This window comes from Sinorhizobium sp. CB7, assembly GCF_041357635.1.
Lineage (GTDB): Bacteria > Pseudomonadota > Alphaproteobacteria > Rhizobiales > Rhizobiaceae > Rhizobium.
Genome location: NZ_JAULLL010000010.1, coordinates 292,791 through 310,782, shown reverse-complemented (window position 1 = coordinate 310,782; position 17,992 = coordinate 292,791). Strand labels below are relative to the sequence as shown.

The following is a 17,992-nucleotide window of genomic DNA, read 5'->3' as shown; positions in this document are numbered from 1 at the left end:
TCGCTCTCCTAGTCGGCCTGATCCATCAAGCATCCGGCCGCATGGCGTCACTCCTCCCCTTGCGGAAGCCCAAATGGTTGCTCGCGCGCTTGAGAAATTTGACCAAATTAATAATAGGGATTGTGCGAAATAAAGCCAGCCATGGCGATTTGGACTAAACGTTGATGCGCCGACTTCTGAAAGCTGAACTCAAGCTACCACTGCCAAGCCCGGCGAAGCGCGCAAGCGGGCTATGTCGCGCGCCGGCGGTTCTCCAAAGTGGCGGCGATATTCGCGACTGAACTGCGACGGGCTCTCGTAACCCACACGGAAGGCGGCAGTCGTAACGTCGATGTCCTGTACCAGCATCAGGCTGCGGGCGTCCTGCAGCCTGAGCTGCTTCTGGAATTGCAGCGGCGTCATCGCCGTCACGGCGCGAAAATGCTCGTGCAGACTCGACGGACTCATGCCTACTTCCGCGGCAAGTCGCTCGATGCTGAACCGTTCCCGGAAGTTCTTCCCGATCCAGGCGATGGCGCGGCCGACCTGGGCCACCCGACCCTGGCTGGAGGTAATGTGGCGCATTCTGGCGCCGTCAGGGCCGGCGAGCAGGTGATAGAGAATTTCCTGCTCGGCAAGCGGCCCGAGCACGGGCAGCGCTGCCGGATCGTCGAGCAGGCGCAGCAGGCGTAGCGCCGCGTCGAGCAGACCGGCGCCGGCGTCGGACACCGTCTTGCCGATGGGCGGGGATGGCGCTCCCGGCGGCGGCGGCACGCGCAACGCCAAGTCCCCCAGCATGACCGGATCGAAATCGAGGTATAGGCAGAGGTAGGGCTTGTCAGGCGTCGCCTCGACCACATGGCCTATCGCCGGCAGGTCGTAGGTCACGACCCCATAGCGCCCCGGTGCGTATCTGAAGACGCGGTCGCCCAGCGTGACCTCTTTATGCCCCTGCGCGACGAGGCACAGTTGCGGCCGATAAACATTCGGCATCGGCATCGTCACCGTGGAGGATCGAACAAGCGTCACGCGTTCGATGGGGGTGGCGTGGAAACCATCCTTCAAGACGTTCCGGGCAATTATCGCTGCAATTTCCGCCAGTGTTTCCATGGGACGGACTATCGCACGAGCGCGGAAGCGCGGCAATGCGAACCGCGGCTTCTGGAGGATTGGGCAGTAATCTCGGCGCATCAGGCTAACGGTTCGGCGGCGCCGCGCATCATAGTGTCAGCGGCGCCTGGATCACAGCAAACCTGGCCGCGGAACAAAATATGGAGCAAACATGACAACCGACAATCTGAAGATCCCCACGGTCGCACTGGGCCCGTGGGCCTGGGGCGACAGCGGCGAAATTGGCAACGGCTACTTCGGCAGCCACCTCACTCAGGCTGACCTGGAAGAGGTCGCCGACAGGGCGCATGCGGCCGGGTTCAGCCTCTGGGACACCGCCATTGTGTACGGCATGGGCCGTTCAGAGACCGTACTCGGGGAAGTACTGAAGCGCTTTGCGCGCAGCGACTACCAGCTCTCCACGAAGTTCACCCCGCAGGCCGCGGGAATTGGCGACGATCCGGTGGCGGACATGCTAGAGCAGAGCCTGGCCCGCCTCGGCACCGACTACATCGACCTCTACTGGATTCACAATCCAGCGGATGTGGCGCGGTGGACTCCGCATCTGATCCCGTTGCTGAAGAGCGGGAAGGTCAAACATGTCGGCGTCTCGAATCACAACCGGGGCGAAATCGAGCTCGCCAACCAGATTCTCGGAGAAGCCGGGTTTCGGGTCGAAGCCATCCAGAACCACTATAGCCTCCTCTACCGCAGCTCTGAGCGCGCTGGCATCCTGGACTACTGCCGTAACCACGGCATCCCATTCTTCGCTTATATGGTGCTTGAACAGGGTGCCCTGAGCGGCAAGTACAGTCCGGAGAACCCCCTGCCGGAAGGCAGCAACCGGGCGGAGACTTACAATGGCATCCTGCCTCAGCTGAAGGCGCTGACAGACAAGCTCGCCTCGATCGGTCAGAAGCGGGGTGCAGCAGCTCCCGATGTCGCGGCGGCTTGGGCTATCGCCAAGGGAACGACGCCGATCATCGGCGTTACCAAGCCACTTCATGTCAATGGTCTGGTCCGAGCCAGCAGCATCACGCTCACCACAGACGAAATCGCAGAGCTGGAAGCTCTCGCCGACGCCGCTAACGTGAACACTCGCGGCTGGTGGGAACAAGAGATGCAAGTCTGAACATTTGCCGACCAAAGTCCTCGGACCGCCGTTCCGAGCAATACGACAGGCGATCATCTCGCGTCTGCCTCTGGCGTAATGAGCCGCCGCGCCTAATTGCGCCAGATGACTGCTTTCGGGATCGGTCTGCCTCTTGCCGAACGACCAGAAAGAGGGCGCAAAACAGCCGCATCCTTCGACGAGGATCAAATGTCCGCTTTGGGGGCCAAAAGCGGTCGCGACGTTTCGCCTGACAATGGCCCCTGGTCTGGCGCCGATAAGAATGGAGCCTTCCACTTTGAGCGTTTTGCGATCCATCATACGATAGAGGCATGAAAACACCGCACATGGACGAATTTCGATCTCTTATCATTGGCCTGTTTCCGGAACTTGCCGCCTCGACATTCAGGCTCGCGACGAAGGGGTGGGATTCGACGGCTGTCGATGTCGATGACCGATTGATCTTCAAATTCCCCCGTCATGGAGTCGCAAAGAGGGCGCTTCTGAGGGAAGCCGCCTTGCTCGCTGTGATCCGTCCGTCCATCTCAACGGCCGTTCCTGACATGCGCATTCATGAGGGGCCGCCGCTATTTTCTGTCCACGCGAAGGTGAAGGGCGAGCATCTCCTGACCGCGGACTACGCCAAACTGTCGCAAGATGCCCGGCAGCGTCTTGGTGAGGATTTGGCGCGTTTTTACGCAGAGATCCATCAGCTGGACGCGGATCGGATAAGAGCTGCAGGCGCGAGGGCCATAGGACCCTGGCAGGCGCCTGATGTGGTCCGGGCCAAAGCGTTGCCGGTGCTCCCACGCGAAATTCGCGATCGTGCGAAAGAAATCGTCCTGGAGTTCGAGCGATTGCCGCCGGATCCATACGGCACGATCTACGGCTTCTTCGACGGGCATGGCTGGAACATGGCTTTCGATCATTCGAAAGGCCTGCTTATTGGCATCTATGACTTCGCCGATTCAGGCTTCGGGCCATTGCATCAGGACTTCATTTATTCGAATTTCATTTCGCCCGATCTGACCGAACGGATCGTCACCGCATATGAGCAACTGACCGGGCTCAAGATCGATCGCCGGCGCATTGAGATACTCACCGGCTTTCATCGCCTGTCGGAGTTGGCCGAACTCACTGATGATCCCGAGCATGCTCCGACGATGATCCGCAGCGTAGCCGCATGGGCCGGAATGACGGACCATCCTTAGACGATTGCATTCAATCACGATCAGTCGGCTGAGAGGCGCTCGGTCTCGCCGTCTGCGGTTTGGACTTAATTCAAGGAAGTTCTAATATAATATCTCTAAATAAAGCTCCCGATGTGATAAAATTAATAACGGGAGCAAAGGCCGGTTCGGGGGAGGAAAGCAAGACGACGTTTCGACTCGCCGCAGCATGGCTCGACTAAAAGTCGAGCCAGCATTTCCGCGATGCCGGAAAGGGCGGGGCCACCACGACAAAGGCCTCTGGAACAGCTCGGAATGGGAGGTCTACAATGCTTCGCAAATTGCTGCTTACCTTGGCTATTGCGACGTCCGCGCTCGCGATCAACGGAAACGCATGGGCCGACATCACGATCCTCGTGCCGTCAGGCAGCGAGGGCGACGGGCTTAGGGCCGCCGCCGCCGACTATTCGAAGTTGAAGGGCACAAAGGTCGAGACTGTCCAGGCGCCTTATGCCAATGTTTTCGAGAAGGCGGCCAATGCGGGACAGACAAAATCGGGCGCATTCGACATCGTGCTGATGGACGACCCCTGGATCCCATTTTTCGCTGAGAATGGCCACCTCGAGGATCTAAGCGCCTATTTCGCGAAGCTAGGGGTCCCTGGCCCAGACAACGACTTCCTAGCAAAGTCGCTCGCAGTCTGTCGCAACCCATACAATACCGGTCCGTTCGTCTGCATCCCCTATGTCGGCAATGCGCAGATGTTCTTCTATGATGGCGCCAAGTTCGCGGAGGCTGGTGTCTCCGGCGCACCTGCTACGTGGGATGATGTCTACAAGGCGGCCAAGGCGATTAGCGACAAGGGCGGGGGCCGCTTCTATGGTTACGTGTTCCGCGGTGGCCAAGGCAACAACGTGGTGGCGGATTTCATGCCGCTCCTGTGGTCGTACGGCGCCAATCTTTTTAATGCGGACCGTACCAAGGTAACTCTCGACACCAAGGAAGCCAAAGACGCCATGACGATGTTCATGGAGCTTAAGAGCATTTCACCGAAGGGTGTGGAGAGTTTCGGTCCCGAGGACGTCGGTCGTGCAATGACATCAGGCATCGCCGCTTCTTCGATCAACTGGCCGAACTGGGTCGCTACGTTCGAGGACCCGAGCCAGAGCCAGGTGGTCGGCAAGATTTCCTATGCACCGATGCCTGCAGGCACGCATGCTGGCTCGTCGGAGATCGGTCATTGGACCATGGGCATAATGTCGGCTTCCAAGAACAAGCAGGAGGCCTTCGACTTCATGGTATGGTCGACCTCGCCGGAGCAGATCAAGATTTCCGCCACTCGCGGCAATCCGCCGGTCCGCTTCTCAGTGTTCACGGATTCCGAACTCACCTCGCAGCCACAATTCCGGCATTACCCGACGCTGATGCAGGCGATCAACTTCTCGACGCCGCGACCGCGCCATCCCAAGTGGCCCGAGATCGAGAACGCGCTCGGCATAGAGCTTTCCAAGGCTGTTGCCGGCACTGAGAGCCCCGACCAAGCTTTAGCCAACGCACAGACGGCGATCGAGAAGATCACCGGTATCGGCAAATAGCGCGTGCCGGGCTGCCCTGACCAGGGAAGCGGAGGTTATACCCCGCTTCCTACTTTGATTGGCGAAGCGTCGCGCTATCCCTCGACGCAACGGGTGTCCCGCGATGCGAGAGCGGATGATTGATCCAACGACGACCGGCACGGTTGGAAGCGTGGGTGCAGCCTTCGAGCGCTGGCGTGAGCGGCACCTGCGCATCCTTATGCTTATGCCCACGCTGCTGATCCTCGCAGGGCTGACGCTCTTTCCGACCGTCTACATGTTTGCCGCGGCACTACAGAAGGTCAGCCCTGACCCGGATATACCTCGCGAGTTCGTTGGCCTCGGCAATTTCGCTCGGATGCTCACCGATCCGGAACTCCATGTGGCCATGAAGAACACGGCGGTATTCACCGTCGTGGCAGTGACACTCGAATTCCTGCTCGGTCTCGGTCTTGCCCTCCTTTTCGACAAGTACATCCGTCGGCTGAATTTCCTCAAGACAATCCTTTTAGTGCCGATGATGATTCCGCCGATCGCCGTCGCGCTGACGTGGAAGCTCATTTATCAACCGCAATTTGGCGTCCTCAACGAGTTGATGTTCCGTCTGGGATTGCCCTCGCAAGCGTGGGCCGGCGATGTCAACCTCGCCATGGGAACGATTATCGCGGCAGACGTTTGGGAGTGGACGCCATTCATCTTTCTGCTGATGTTGGCGGGGCTGGCGAGCCTTCCGAGCGAGCCGTACGAGGCAGCACAGGTCGACGGCGCCTCCGCCTGGCGCCAGTTCTGGGACCTGACGATCCCCTTCCTCAAGCCAGTCATCGCGATCGCATTGCTCCTTCGCATCATGGATGCGCTCCGGTTGTTCGACTTGGTCTTTATCTTGACCGTGGGCGGCCCGGCGGGAGCAACGGAGACGCTCAGCCTCTATGTCTTCAAAGTCGCGTTCACATTTGTCGATATCGGCTATGCCGCGGCAGTCTCGCTGGTGATGTTGTTCGTAACGGTCGGATTCAGCACCTGGTTCATTAAACGAATGCGACTGGTGGATTGAGGAGGTATGGGATGGTAACCCGCGTCCGGCATCGATCCACGGAAGTAATATTCCGCATCCTGGCCTATCTGGTGATGATAGTGGCACTGTTCATCGCGGTTTTCCCGGTCTATTGGCTCGCGGTGAATTCATTCAAGTTGGACATCGACATCTTCGCGGTGCCGCCGGTGTGGTTCGACTTTTCGCCGACCCTCAAGCATTACGAGGCGGCCTTCATAGAACAGCCTTTCCTGATCTATGCCTTGAACAGTTTCATCATCGCGGTAGCGACGACGATCGTCTCGCTCATTTTCGGTACCATGGCCGGCTATGCGTTGGCCCGCTTCCGCTATCCGGGCCAGTTGCGGTACCAGATCTCATTTTGGATCCTGTCGACGCGCATGATGCCGCCGATCGTGACGATCATTCCGCTGTTCATCTTCTTCAATTTCTTTGGCCTGCTGAACACCAGGCTTGCCGTCGTCGTTTCCTACACCGCCTTCAATCTCCCCTTTGTGACGTGGATGATGAAGAGCTACTTCCAAGATCTCCCACCCGAACTTGAGGAAGCCGCAATGGTCGACGGCGACACGCGGTGGGGCGCATTTCTGCATGTGGCATTGCCTTTGGCTCGGCCCGGTCTCGCCGCAACGGCGATCTTCAGCTTGATTCTCGCCTGGAACGAGTTCCTGCTGGCGCTGATCCTTACCCAGACTGACCGGTCGATGACCTTGCCGGTTGGCATTTCCGGCCGGGTTACCCAGTACACCACCCACTGGGGCGAGATTAGCGCAGCCGGCTTCCTCGCCAGCGTCCCGATCATCATCTTCGCGCTTATTGTGCAGCGCCATCTCGTGCGCGGCCTTTCCTTCGGCGCCGTAAAGGGGTAGCGCATGGCCTCCGTGACTTTCAAGGATGTCGTCAAGAAATTCGGTGGGTTCACGGCCGTCATGAACCTCAATCTGGAGGTTCGCGACAAGGAATTCCTCGTCCTGCTCGGACCCTCCGGTTGCGGCAAGACGACCACCATGCGCATGGTCGCGGGGCTTGAGGAGGCAACGTCCGGCGACATCTACATCGATGCGGACTGCATCAACGGCGTGCTGCCTAAGTATCGCGACGTTGCGATGGTGTTCCAGTCCTATGCCTTGTATCCGCACCTCAATGTCGCGGACAATATCGGATACCCGCTAAAGATCCGCAAAGTGCCACCCGCCGAATACAAGCGGCGAATAATCGAGGTCGCACGGCGCGTGGAACTGGACTCTCTGTTGTCGCGTCTGCCGAAGGAGCTTTCCGGTGGTCAGCGCCAGCGTGTCGCTCTCGCCCGCGCGATCGTTCGCACTCCTCGCGTCTTTCTCATGGATGAGCCGTTGTCCAATCTCGACGCCAAGCTTCGCACCCAGATGCGTGCTGAACTGAAGCATCTACAGCATGAGCTTCAGGTCACGACGATCTACGTCACCCATGACCAGATCGAGGCCATGACGCTGGCGCACCGCGTTGCAGTGATGAACAACGGCGTGATCGAGCAGCTTGGCACGCCGAAGGAGATCTACAACAATCCGCGCACGCTCTTTGTTGCCGGATTTATTGGCTCGCCGCCGATGAACCTGATCCCGGGGGAGGTGAAGGAGGGCGTATTCGCGAGTGCCGGTCTCAGGGTAAGGGGGCTCGGGCGAGCAGAGATTTCCCGCGCCGTTCTCGGCGTCCGTCCGGAGGACGTTCATGTCGCCAGCGCTGGGAATGACGACGTCAATCTGATTGCGCCGATCTATTCGGTGGAACTCACCGGCGAGAATACGCTTGTCAGTCTGCGACTGGGTGGCCAGCTCATGACCTTGCGCGCCGACAAGAATTTCGCCGCTCAGATCGATCAGCAGATCGGCATCAAGATTGCGACGGATCGTGTATTCTTGTTCGATGGAGAAAGTCAGGGACGTGTCGACTTTTAACTTCTGCGCGACCGTGATGGTGATCGCGACGGCATTGCCTGCCACCGCAGCCGACGTCGGTCCTATTGACGGCAATCCGCTGATCCAAATTCCAGCCGGCTCATTCACCTTTGGCAGCAATGACGGCCCCGAAAACGAACGCCCGCGCCGGGTGCTGGAGGGGCAGGCGTTCGCGATCAATCGCACCGAAATCACGAACCGGCAATATAAGCGCTTCATCGATGCCAGCGGTCACCGTCAGGCGTTTTATGCAAACCATCCCGTTCTGGGACTGGACGACAGACCGGTGGTTGGGGTGAGCTGGGGAGACGCCGATGCCTTCTGTCGTTTCTATGGCCTGGTTCTGCCATCGGAGCAGCAGTATGAGAGGGCTGCGCGCGGAACGGAGGGCAGCGCATTTCCATGGGGCGACGCGCCGCCGGACAAGACGCGGGCAAATTCGGGATCCACTTCCTGCTGCTCCGCCGACGCGAGCGACGGCTATCCGGTGACGTCGCCGGCGGATTCCTATCCCGATGGCGCAAGCAAGGAGGGCGTCCTCAATCTTGTCGGCAACGTCTGGGAATGGACCCGCGATCTCTACGCGCCTTATGCAGGTGGAACCGCTGCCAGGAGCGTCGGGCTATACCGCGTGCTTCGGGGCGGCTCCTGGAACAGCGATCGGGAACATCTGACGACCACCTATCGCCTTGCCTACGATCCTGATTTCCGCTTCTCGGCCAATGGTGGTTTCCGATGCGTTCGAACTGGGTCGTGATTGTCGTCACCGGTCTTCTGTTGCTGACAACTGGCGCCGGCGCCGAGCCCGTGGTTGCTCCCGGCTATACGCTCACGACCTTCAAGATGCCGGGCGCCGCTTTCGCCGGCTTGTCGCGCGATGGTGAAACCTTGCTTGTCAGCGATCTTTCCAGCGGCCGGCTCTACCGGCGTGGCGAGGACGGCAAGCTCGTCGCCTTCGGTCCGGTCTTTCCCCATGGGCCCGACGTGATCGGTGATCCGACCGGTCCCTATCGTGTGGTCCGCGCCGGCGATGTCCTTGTCGTCGCGCAGGGTTGGACGCCGGTCAATTCCCCCGAGGGGCCGTTTGACCACTCCCTCGTTGCGATCGACGCCGCCGGTCGAACTCGCGTTATCAGCAGCGATTTCTGGAATCCGTTCGACCTTATCGTGGCAGGCGGAACCTACTACGTCGTCGACTCCGCTCGAAACAGCGTCGAGCGGCTGGAAACGAACGGCCGGAAAGTGACCCTCATAACCTTCCGCCGGATGGAGCAGGAGGCCACGGCGCTGCGCAGCCTCTCGCCGACGGAGTTCAAGGAAGGCAACAGCTATGACGTCGATGCGGTACCGACCGGCATCGCCCTTCGCGACGGGCGTCTCCATATCGCGTTGTTTGGAGGCTTTCCCTTCCTGGATGGTGCCGGAAAGATCGTTTCGGTTCCGGAGGCCGGCGATGCTACAGAGCCGCGGGCCGACGTCGAAGGGCTCAATGCGCCGGTAAGCATCGGCTTCGACAGCGATGGCGGGATGCTTGTCCTCGAACACGGCACCTATGACCCGAAGGAAGGCTTTCGGGAGGGGAGCGGGCGATTGCTAAAGCTCAATAGGGCGACACCCGATCGGGAGGTCATCCTTGACGGACTGACCCGACCCGTCTCCGTCCTCGTCTGGGACGAACGGCGGCTCGTCGTTTCCGAGATGGGCGGCAATCTTTATTTCGTGACACGCGAATCTGCACGCTGACGACTGGGCGCCAGCTCATGGTCAGCATCCCCAGCGCAAAGCCGCGGTCATAACCGGAAGGTCCCAAAGTCGCAGTTCGTCGTCATCAAGCAGCGCGAGCGTTACCGACAGTCCCGCCATGTCGAGTGAGGTGACATAGGTGCCGACCAGCGAGCGCACCACGCGGACGCCGGATTTTTCGAAGATGCGGCTGGCGACATTGTAAGCCAGATAGAGTTCGGCGGGCGGTGTGCCGCCGAGGCCGTTGACGAACAGAAGTGCCTTTTCCCGTCCTTCCTGCGGGAGATCGCTGATGATGGTATCGCATAACCGACCAATGATGTCGTCGGCGCTGGAAAAAGCTTCCCGCGAATGGCCTGGCTCACCATGGATGCCGACGCCCATTTCCATTTCTTCCGGGCCGAGCGAAAATGTTGCACGTTGCGTCTGTGGAACGGTCACGCCCCGCAGCGCTATGCCCATTGTCCGGATTCGTGGGCTCAGGCAATCGCCGAGCTGTTTCAAGCCGCCGAGATCCATTCCGGCTTCAGCGGCCGCACCGATGATCTTCTCGACGACCAGGGTTCCGGATACGCCACGGCGGCCGTGACTTCGTCCGCTGCCTTCCGTCTCGATGTCGTCGCGGACGATAACTGTCTCTACCCTGTGCCGGCCCGACACGAATTCCGCCGCCATCTCGAAGTTCATGACATCACCGTCGTAGTTCTTGACGACCAGCAGACAGCCGGCGCCCGTATCCGTTTCCCCGATGGCGCTGACGATCTGGTCGGGTGTGGGGGAGGTGAAGATATGTCCCGCGCACGCGGCGTCCAACATGCCATGGCCAACAAAGCCGACATGCATCGGCTCATGGCCCGCGCCGCCGCCGGAGATGATCGCGACCTTGCCAGGCTTGATGTCGCGACGTCGGATGCACTTTCGGTCCGCTCCAAACACGACGAACTGCTCATGGGCGCGCACAAAGCCTTCAAGGCTTTCAGCGACCATGGTTTCGGCCGTGTTCATGAATTTCTTCATCCTGCCCCTCCCAAGGCGCAGACGTTATTCAAGCAAAGCTTAATGTAAAGCGCCATGCCAAATTTGTTGCTCCCGTCCTTCAAGCCGGAAGAACGGGCCGCACCGCAAGCATTCAATCGGCATCCCCTGAAATTGCGACTATCTTCTGTACCAAATCGGCGATGGCCTCCTCCAGAAGACGGTTCTTCCTCTCGTCGCCGAGATCGGGAACCATCAATGAGAGTTGCCGCAGCTTTTCGGAATGACCGAGATCGGGCAGTTTTCCCGGGTGAGCGCTCTGGTAGGCTTCGAGAAATCGATCCTGCTCGACCGGGCTGAAATGGCACACCCTGAAAATCGTTGCGAGATGACGAGCCGGCAGCGGGGTCGAGTATGCCGGACTGGTGACCTGGGTCACGAAACTGCGATGTTTGCCGAGCGCCGTCGCCAGCCGCTGCCGTGTGCCTGAGGGCCGATTGTCGATGATCTGTGTCAAAATGGATTTGTAGGCGATAATGGCGTCTTCAGTGATTTCGCGCGCCATTCTAGTCTCCCGCCGCCGTTGTACCGTCGGCCTTCAAAGCGGATACCGCCAACCTTACGGCAGCGATTTGCGCCGGAGCCACAGAAAAATGCCGCAGACCGGCAGCGAGCAGTCCCGGAAGGTATTGCGGATCACCTGCCATATCTCCGCAGATGCTGACCGGTTTGCCCATGGCAGCGGCAAGATCGGTGGCGCGTTCGAGAAGGCGGAGCACCGCGGGGCCAGCCTGCGCATAGTGAGAAGCAACGGCGGGATCGTCGCGAGCGGCAGCTGCAAGATACTGTGCGAGATCATTTGTTCCGAAGGAAAAGAAATCCGCCGCTTCGAAGGTGTCGAGCATCAGGGCGGCTGAGGGTACCTCCACCATGATCCCGATCGGTGAAATCCGGCAGGGAACATCGCGCCGCACAAGATGCCGGGCTTCCTCCTGGAAAATCTCCGCCATGTCCTCGACCTCGGACGGGACCGACACCATCGGCAGCATGACATTGAGATTGCCATACATAGCCGATCGCAGAAGCGCACGCGCCTGAACCCGTGCCATTTCCGGCCGCGAAAGCAGCAACCGGGTGCCACGCAGCCCCATGAAAGAATCACGGCTCGACCCGCCGATGCCGGGGAGCTGCTTGTCGGCGCCGAGATCCAGCATTCTAATCGTCACCGGCTTTCCATCGGCCCATTCGAGAACACGGCGATACATGCTGAACTGCTTTTCCTCGTTGGCCGCATCCACCAGCGACGAGAGGGCGAACTCCGAACGCATCAATCCCACTCCATCGATCATGGTTGGATCAATATCGTCCGTCTCGGCCGGATCGTTGAGATTGACCGACAGCCGGATCGCTGCACCATCGGCCGTGTGGAGCTCACCACGCTGCGGATGTATTTCGGCGACATTGGCCCGCTGGCTCTGCAAGAGCTGCGCTTGCCTGACGTCTTCGTCGCCTGGCCCGACCATGATCATGCCTGCATCGCCGTCGACAAGGATACTGTCCTCATTCGCGGCAGCGAATTGACCGGCCGCAACCACCATCGGAACCGACTTTGCACGGGCGAGCATGGCCACATGGCTCGCTATACTGCCGTTGAAAAGCGCGATCCCTCCGCCGAGGGACCAGTCATGCGCGAGGAACCTGCTCGGTTCGATCTCCTTGCCCACGAATATGGATCCCGCCGGAAAATCCCTGAGCGGTTTTCCGACCAGCGCGCTGAGCACACGATTCTTGGCGTCGACAATGTCGACGATGCGAGCGCGCAGCTGCTCGTCATCGGCCTCTTCCAGATCGCGAATGTTACTATCGAGCGTGCTCACCCAGGCAAAGGCTGCACTGTCTCCGCCATTGATCCGTCGCGCCGCCATCTCAAGGATCGCCGGATCGCGAAGGAGCTCGATCTGGAAATCGAGAATGGCGGCGCTTTCGGGACCGGATCGCCCGGCGAGCCTTTCCAGTTCATCGATGGACGTTTGTATCGCTCCGGCGAGGTTCTCATGTTCGATCGTCGTATCCGTCCGTGGCAGGAATGGCTCCTCGATCTGACCCGCCAGATGGGCAGGCCCAAGCGCGACACCGGGGGAAGCGCCCGTTCCCTGCACCCTATGCGTTTCGGCCATGCTTCCTTTCCTCATCGAAATTACGCCTGACGAGTTCCTCCAAGGCGATGATCGCCTCTTGCGCCCGGACACCCTCGGCCCGGATCCTGAGGATCGATCCTCTTCGAATTCTCGCCCCCATGATCTTGATGATGCTCTTGCCGTTTAGCCAGACATTATTGCCATTCACTTCGATTTCGATCGAGCAGGGGAATGACTTAGCCAGACGCGTGAATGTCACGGAAGGCCGGGCGTGCAGCCCGACCCCATGGGTGACTTCGATTTCCGTCTGGCATTTGGCGTACACGGGATCGTGCTCCTGCGTTCCTGCTTGTCTTTCCATCAGGGTGACAGTTCCTCGGCGGTGGCGACGACCTTCGCAAGCGAGGCTCCTCCGGATGCTTCCGCGGCCGCAACGACCGCACCTTCGACCAGGGGAGCATTGCAGATGGATACGAGAGCTGAGCGCGGCTTACCCAGCATCTCGATCGCCATCTCGCTGTTGGTCTCCGCTCCGCCGAGATCGACGAATACCGCAACGCCGGCATCGGACCAGGCGGCCTCGATCGCCGTCAAAATACCGGCCGCATTTGTTCCCAGGCCACCTTCGGCGTTGCCGCCGGACCAGGCGAGCGGCACACAGTCGCCCACCATCTGGCGCACCATATCGGCGATCCCTCTCGCCACGAGTGGCGAATGCGATACGATCACGATTCCCACATTCGCAGCTTTTCCATTCATGCCGGCTGATACTCCCCGATATAGCGGCAGATTGCCGTGGTCAGTAGTGCGCAACTTGACGCCCCCGGATCGACGTGGCCGATGGAGCGATCGCCAAGATAGGAGGCACGCCCGCGCATGGCCTTCATGGCGGCCGTCAGGTTTGCAGATAGCTCTGCCTTCTTGGCAATGTCGCTGAGTGCTGCGTGTTTAACGAGTTCGGCATGCACCGGGTAGAGCACGTCGAGGAGGGTCTTGTCTCCGGCTTTGGCGCGTCCGCGCCTGGCCACGGCGGCGATCGCCCGTTCCAATGCCGCGACGAAATCCGTTGCCTGACCCCGCTCGCGAAGTTCCCTGCCGATCTCCATCAGCAACGTGCCATAGAGCGGCCCCGCTGCGCCACCGATGTTCATGACCAGGGTCATGCCGATCTTTTCCATCGCGTCGGGGAACGGCAGGCTGGACAGGTTTGCGCCATCGGCGCTGACGGCCTCGCAACCACGCCGCATGTTGGTTCCGTGATCGCCATCGCCGATCGCGCTGTCCAGTTCGCAAAGATGATCGGCATTGGCCGCGATCACTTCGCGGCATGCTTCGATCAAGCCGGCAATCAGTGCCCGATCCGCATGCACCATCCGTCCCCTCCCGCCAGCGCGGACTGTCTTCAAGCAGGACCTGTTGCGACGGCTTCGAATACAGCGGCCACCGCCACGGCCCCCGGATCTGCGACGCCGTCCAGATCCCGCTCGCCGAGATAGGAGGCGCGACCGGCCCTTGCCTTTTTCATGGTCTTCGTGGACTCGGCACCGGCTCTTGCCGCCAGAGCTGCCGCAGACAGCCCGTCCTCGGCGAAAGCGCGCAAGGCCGGCTCAAGCGCATCAACCATCGTGCGGTCGCCGATTTTTGCTCCTCCGTAGAAAGTCATTCGCTCGAGGCCAGCAAGCAGAGCTGTCGCTATATCCGCCTTTTCAGCCATGGCCTTTGCGGCCGCGGTGAAGAAGATCGAGAGCAGCACGCCACTCGAACCGCCCATGCTGGTGCTGAGAATATCACCGATCGCGGCCATCGTGGCTGCCGGCTCTTTCAGCGGCAGCGTGTCTATCCGGGCAAGCACGCTGCGGGCGCCGGTCGCAGCCGTCGAACCGGTGTCGCCGTCGCCCACGCGCCCATCCAGTGCATTGAGTTCGCCTTCGAGCGACATGATGCGTTCGCAGATGGCGCGCAAAAGTGAACCGGCACGGCGGTCGTCGCTGGCGGCGAAGAGATTGCCAGGAACAACTGGGACCTTCGGTCCGGCCACTATGCCGATCTCGTGGCGTTCGATCGCCGGGACCCAGGCGCGCGGGCCAACCACCGCCGTCAATGCTGCCTCGCGCTCCGCGTTCAGCCGGATCAGGGAAAGGGAAAAACCATTCATGTTGAGTGCCGTCATCATCGGCGCCGGACCGATGATCAGCTTGACGCGCGGCGCCAGCGGAGAGGCGAGGACCGCATGGGCGATCAGGCTCATCTCCAGCGGCGGCACGGCACCGAGATTGTTGATGAGAATCGCATGATCGCCGGAACTCGAAACTGCAGCGGCGAGGCGTTCGGTCATGATGGCGACGAATTCGGTGGCCTGTCGAAGCGCGATACGTTCGACACCCGGCTCGCCGTGAATGCCGAGGCCCAGCTCGCCCTCATCGGGACCGAGACGCTCCGGATGGACCTGACCCGGAATGGAGATGGAGGAGAGCGACATGCCGAGTGACACGATATCGGCCGCGGCTGAAGCGGCGTGAGCGGCAACCGTTTTCAGATCTTCGCCCGCCTCGGCGAAATGGCCGGCGATCTTGTGAACGAACAATGTGCCGGCGACGCCGCGCGGCTGGGTAATGTCCGGAATGGCGATGTCGTCAGCGACGATGACCATTTCCACGTCAAAGCCTTCGGCACGCGCCTTTTCAGCGGCAAGACCGAAATTCAGCCGGTCGCCCGTATAGTTCTTGACGATCAGCAGGCAGCCCATCGGGCCCGTTACCGCGCGGATCGCCGTCAGGACCGCGTCGACGCTCGGTGATGCAAATATCTCGCCTGAAACGGCGGCTGTCAGCATGCCCCTGCCAACGAAGCCCGCATGGGACGGCTCGTGGCCTGCGCCGCCGCCCGAAATCACGGCGACCTTCGATTTGTCCCAGTCGGCGCGCAGGATCACCTTGATGTCAGGGAATGTGTCCAGTCGTGCGAGCTCGCCCGCGCGGCTCGTCTGCAACAGGCCGTCAAGCGCCTCGGTGACGATGGTTTCCCGACGGTTGAAGAAATGTTTCATCGTTCGATCCCAGTTTGTTGCCGTGTTCTGCCTAAAAGTAGCCGATTCCACCCATGAGGATCAGCCCAATCGCCGCCCCTCTCCATCGAAATAGAGCGGATCCTTCAACGTCAGGCTGATTTTGTCACCCGGTTTGATCGTAAGATAGGGATCGGCAAGTGTGACAAGCTTATGATCCCGGACCCGGATATGCAGGTGGTTCTGGTCTCCCAGATGTTCGATCCAATCGATCTCGGCATTCGCTGCCGCGCCGAAAGCGATATCGAGATGTTCGGTCCGAGCGCCGATCGTCTGCGTGCCGTCGGGAGGCGTCCCCCCGGGGAGCAGCCCCGCTGGAAGGAGGTTGATATGCGGCTGGCCAAGGCGTGCCGCCACGTGGAGATTGGCGGGATTGCCGTAAATCTCCCGCGGGCTGCCAATCTGCATCAGCTTTCCTTCCGCCAGGATGCCGATGCGATCCGCCATCGTCATGGCCTCGACCTGGTCATGGGTCACATAGAGCAACGTGGATCCCAGTTCCTTCTGGATGCGCTTCAGTTCGAGGCGGAGTTCTGCTCTGAGCTTGGCATCGAGCGAGGACAAGGGTTCGTCCATCAGATAGATCGCCGGACGGCGTACCAGAGCCCGGCCGATAGCGACGCGCTGCATCTCGCCGCCCGAGAGACTCGTCGAACGGTTCTTCAGCTTGTGATCGATCCGGACCATCCTGGCGACGTCGCGAACGCGCCGGTTGATTTCCTCATCGCTCAGCCGGCGCGACGGCGCCTTCAACGGGAAGGCAAGGTTCTCATAGACGGTCATATGCGGATAAAGCGAATATTGCTGAAAGACGAAGGCGACATCGCGCCCGGCCGGCGCCTCGCCGGAAACGTTGCGTCCGCCGATGGTTATCTCTCCGCTGTCAGGTCTCTCAAGCCCGGCGATAAGGCGCAGGGTCGTCGTCTTGCCGGCCCCCGTCGGACCGAGCAGCACGACGAATTCGCCGTCGTGGACGGCAAGATTGAGATCGCTGACGGCATCTGTGTCGCCAAACCGCTTGTTGAGGCTCTTGAGAATGACGTCAGCCATGCTGCGCCTCCGTATAGAGCGATGATGCAATCGCCCGGCCTGACTTGCAGTCGAAGAGGGCAAGTTTGCTGGGATTGAATTCCAGGCCGACGGTTTCGCCGATCCGGAAGTTTCGGTTTGCCGGGACACGCGCCTTGATCAGACCGGATGCCGTTTCCACCGCGACGACCTGATTCGTGCCAAGATACTCGCTACCATAAACTGCACCACGCAGCGGCGAGGCGTCGGCAAAGCGTATATGTTCGGGCCGCACGCCCAGCGCCAATTCTGCTTCCGCCATGTCCTGATGCACTTCCGGGATGCCGATGTCGACGCCATTGAGCGAAACACTGCGTGTGCCTTTTTGAAGTCCGGCGGTGAAGCGCATGAAATTCATCGGCGGAGACCCGATGAAATCGGCGACATACATGCTTGCGGGGCGACTATAGATTTCCTGCGGCGTGCCGAACTGCTCGATAACGCCATGGTTCATCACCGCGATCTTGTCCGCCATGGCCATCGCCTCGTGCTGATCATGCGTGACGTAGACGGTGGTTGCATGGATGCGGTTATGCAGTTCGCGCAGCTCATGCACCATGATCTCGCGAAATTCCGCGTCGAGCGTTCCAAGCGGTTCGTCCATCAGGAAGCATTTCGGACGGCGCACGATGGCGCGGCCGAGTGCCACGCGCTGGCGATCGCCGCCCGCAAGGCCCGAAACGGACCGGTCGAGAATATGGCTGATCCGCAGCAGCCGGGCCGTTTCCTCCACCCGTCTGCGGATTTCGGCCTTGGGAACGCCCTGGGACAGCAGTGGGAATCCGATGTTCCTGCGCGCGTTCATATGCGGGTAGAGCGCGAAGAGCTGGAACACGAAAGCGATGTCGCGGGCGCTGGCGCGGTTGAAGGTCACATCCTCGCCATCGAGATAGATCTTGCCGCTTGTCGGCAGTTCCAATCCGGCGATCATGCGAAGCGTCGTTGTCTTGCCGCAGCCGGATGGACCAAGCAGAGCGAGGAATTCACCGCTATGGGTGACGAAGCTCGAATCCTCCACCGCGACGAAGTCTCCGAACTGTTTACGCAGATTTTCGATCCTGATTTCCGCCATG

General features: G+C 60.4%; 18 protein-coding genes. 8 read left to right on the top strand and 10 right to left on the bottom strand.

The window, feature by feature from the left end; translation table 11 throughout:
• Nucleotides 1-189: 189 nt before the first annotated feature.
• Nucleotides 190-1,089 carry an AraC family transcriptional regulator N-terminal domain-containing protein gene (locus tag AAE029_RS20780; protein ID WP_371074781.1) on the bottom strand — a complete coding sequence of 300 codons (900 nt, stop codon included), beginning with the start codon at nt 1,087-1,089 and terminating at the stop codon, nt 190-192.
• 172 nt (nt 1,090-1,261) lie between these two features.
• On the opposite strand from AAE029_RS20780, the gene AAE029_RS20775 reads away from it, so the two are divergent.
• From AAE029_RS20775 to AAE029_RS20740, 8 genes are all read left to right on the top strand, one after another.
• A complete protein-coding gene (locus AAE029_RS20775) occupies nt 1,262-2,221 on the top strand; it encodes an aldo/keto reductase (RefSeq protein WP_371074780.1) in 960 nt (319 codons plus the stop codon).
• A gap of 311 nt (nt 2,222-2,532) precedes the next feature.
• Nucleotides 2,533-3,411 carry an aminoglycoside phosphotransferase family protein gene (locus tag AAE029_RS20770; RefSeq protein WP_371074779.1) on the top strand — a complete coding sequence of 293 codons (879 nt, stop codon included), beginning with the start codon at nt 2,533-2,535 and terminating at the stop codon, nt 3,409-3,411.
• Nucleotides 3,412-3,698: 287 nt separating this feature from the next.
• Nucleotides 3,699-4,964 (top strand): ABC transporter substrate-binding protein, encoded by a 1,266-nt coding sequence (locus tag AAE029_RS20765; protein ID WP_371074778.1) that lies wholly within the window; start codon nt 3,699-3,701, stop codon nt 4,962-4,964.
• Between the two features lie 115 nt (nt 4,965-5,079).
• Nucleotides 5,080-5,997, top strand: a complete 918-nt coding sequence (locus tag AAE029_RS20760) for a carbohydrate ABC transporter permease (RefSeq protein WP_371074777.1) — start codon at nt 5,080-5,082, stop codon at nt 5,995-5,997.
• 11 nt (nt 5,998-6,008) lie between these two features.
• On the top strand, nt 6,009-6,866 hold the full coding sequence (locus AAE029_RS20755; protein WP_371074776.1) for a carbohydrate ABC transporter permease: 858 nt from the start codon (nt 6,009-6,011) through the stop codon (nt 6,864-6,866).
• Between the two features lie 3 nt (nt 6,867-6,869).
• Nucleotides 6,870-7,931 carry an ABC transporter ATP-binding protein gene (locus AAE029_RS20750; RefSeq protein ID WP_371074775.1) on the top strand — a complete coding sequence of 354 codons (1,062 nt, stop codon included), beginning with the start codon at nt 6,870-6,872 and terminating at the stop codon, nt 7,929-7,931.
• Between the two features lie 16 nt (nt 7,932-7,947).
• The gene (locus tag AAE029_RS20745; RefSeq protein WP_371074794.1) at nt 7,948-8,688 is read left to right on the top strand and encodes a formylglycine-generating enzyme family protein; all 741 of its coding nucleotides are present in this window, start codon (nt 7,948-7,950) and stop codon (nt 8,686-8,688) included.
• Nucleotides 8,667-9,674 (top strand): ScyD/ScyE family protein, encoded by a 1,008-nt coding sequence (locus AAE029_RS20740; RefSeq protein ID WP_371074774.1) that lies wholly within the window; start codon nt 8,667-8,669, stop codon nt 9,672-9,674. The genes AAE029_RS20745 and AAE029_RS20740 overlap by 22 nt, the downstream gene beginning before the upstream one ends.
• Before the next feature lie 21 nt (nt 9,675-9,695).
• On the opposite strand, the gene dhaK is transcribed toward AAE029_RS20740, so the two are convergent.
• The 9 genes from dhaK to AAE029_RS20695 all read right to left on the bottom strand — a co-directional run bounded on the left by dhaK (nt 9,696) and on the right by AAE029_RS20695 (nt 17,991).
• Nucleotides 9,696-10,691, bottom strand: coding sequence for a dihydroxyacetone kinase subunit DhaK (dhaK, locus tag AAE029_RS20735; protein ID WP_371074773.1), 996 nt, complete (start codon nt 10,689-10,691; stop codon nt 9,696-9,698).
• 112 nt (nt 10,692-10,803) lie between these two features.
• Entirely contained in the window at nt 10,804-11,214 is a 411-nt protein-coding gene (locus tag AAE029_RS20730; protein WP_371074772.1) for a hypothetical protein, read from the bottom strand.
• 1 nt (nt 11,215) lies between these two features.
• The gene (locus AAE029_RS20725) at nt 11,216-12,826 is read right to left on the bottom strand and encodes a phosphoenolpyruvate--protein phosphotransferase (RefSeq protein WP_371074771.1); all 1,611 of its coding nucleotides are present in this window, start codon (nt 12,824-12,826) and stop codon (nt 11,216-11,218) included.
• Nucleotides 12,810-13,148 (bottom strand): HPr family phosphocarrier protein, encoded by a 339-nt coding sequence (locus AAE029_RS20720; RefSeq protein WP_371074770.1) that lies wholly within the window; start codon nt 13,146-13,148, stop codon nt 12,810-12,812. Before AAE029_RS20720 ends, AAE029_RS20725 begins: the two co-directional genes overlap by 17 nt.
• Nucleotides 13,148-13,546: a dihydroxyacetone kinase phosphoryl donor subunit DhaM gene (gene dhaM, locus AAE029_RS20715; protein WP_371074769.1), complete on the bottom strand. Its 399-nt coding sequence runs from the start codon at nt 13,544-13,546 to the stop codon at nt 13,148-13,150. The genes AAE029_RS20720 and dhaM overlap by 1 nt, the downstream gene beginning before the upstream one ends.
• Nucleotides 13,543-14,160: a dihydroxyacetone kinase subunit DhaL gene (gene dhaL, locus AAE029_RS20710; protein ID WP_371074768.1), complete on the bottom strand. Its 618-nt coding sequence runs from the start codon at nt 14,158-14,160 to the stop codon at nt 13,543-13,545. Before dhaL ends, dhaM begins: the two co-directional genes overlap by 4 nt.
• 29 nt (nt 14,161-14,189) lie before the next feature.
• The gene (locus tag AAE029_RS20705) at nt 14,190-15,833 is read right to left on the bottom strand and encodes a dihydroxyacetone kinase subunit DhaK (RefSeq protein WP_371074767.1); all 1,644 of its coding nucleotides are present in this window, start codon (nt 15,831-15,833) and stop codon (nt 14,190-14,192) included.
• A 60-nt stretch (nt 15,834-15,893) separates the two neighbouring features.
• Entirely contained in the window at nt 15,894-16,901 is a 1,008-nt protein-coding gene (locus AAE029_RS20700) for an ABC transporter ATP-binding protein (protein ID WP_371074766.1), read from the bottom strand.
• The gene (locus AAE029_RS20695; RefSeq protein ID WP_371074765.1) at nt 16,894-17,991 is read right to left on the bottom strand and encodes an ABC transporter ATP-binding protein; all 1,098 of its coding nucleotides are present in this window, start codon (nt 17,989-17,991) and stop codon (nt 16,894-16,896) included. The genes AAE029_RS20700 and AAE029_RS20695 overlap by 8 nt, the downstream gene beginning before the upstream one ends.
• Nucleotide 17,992 lies beyond the last annotated feature (1 nt).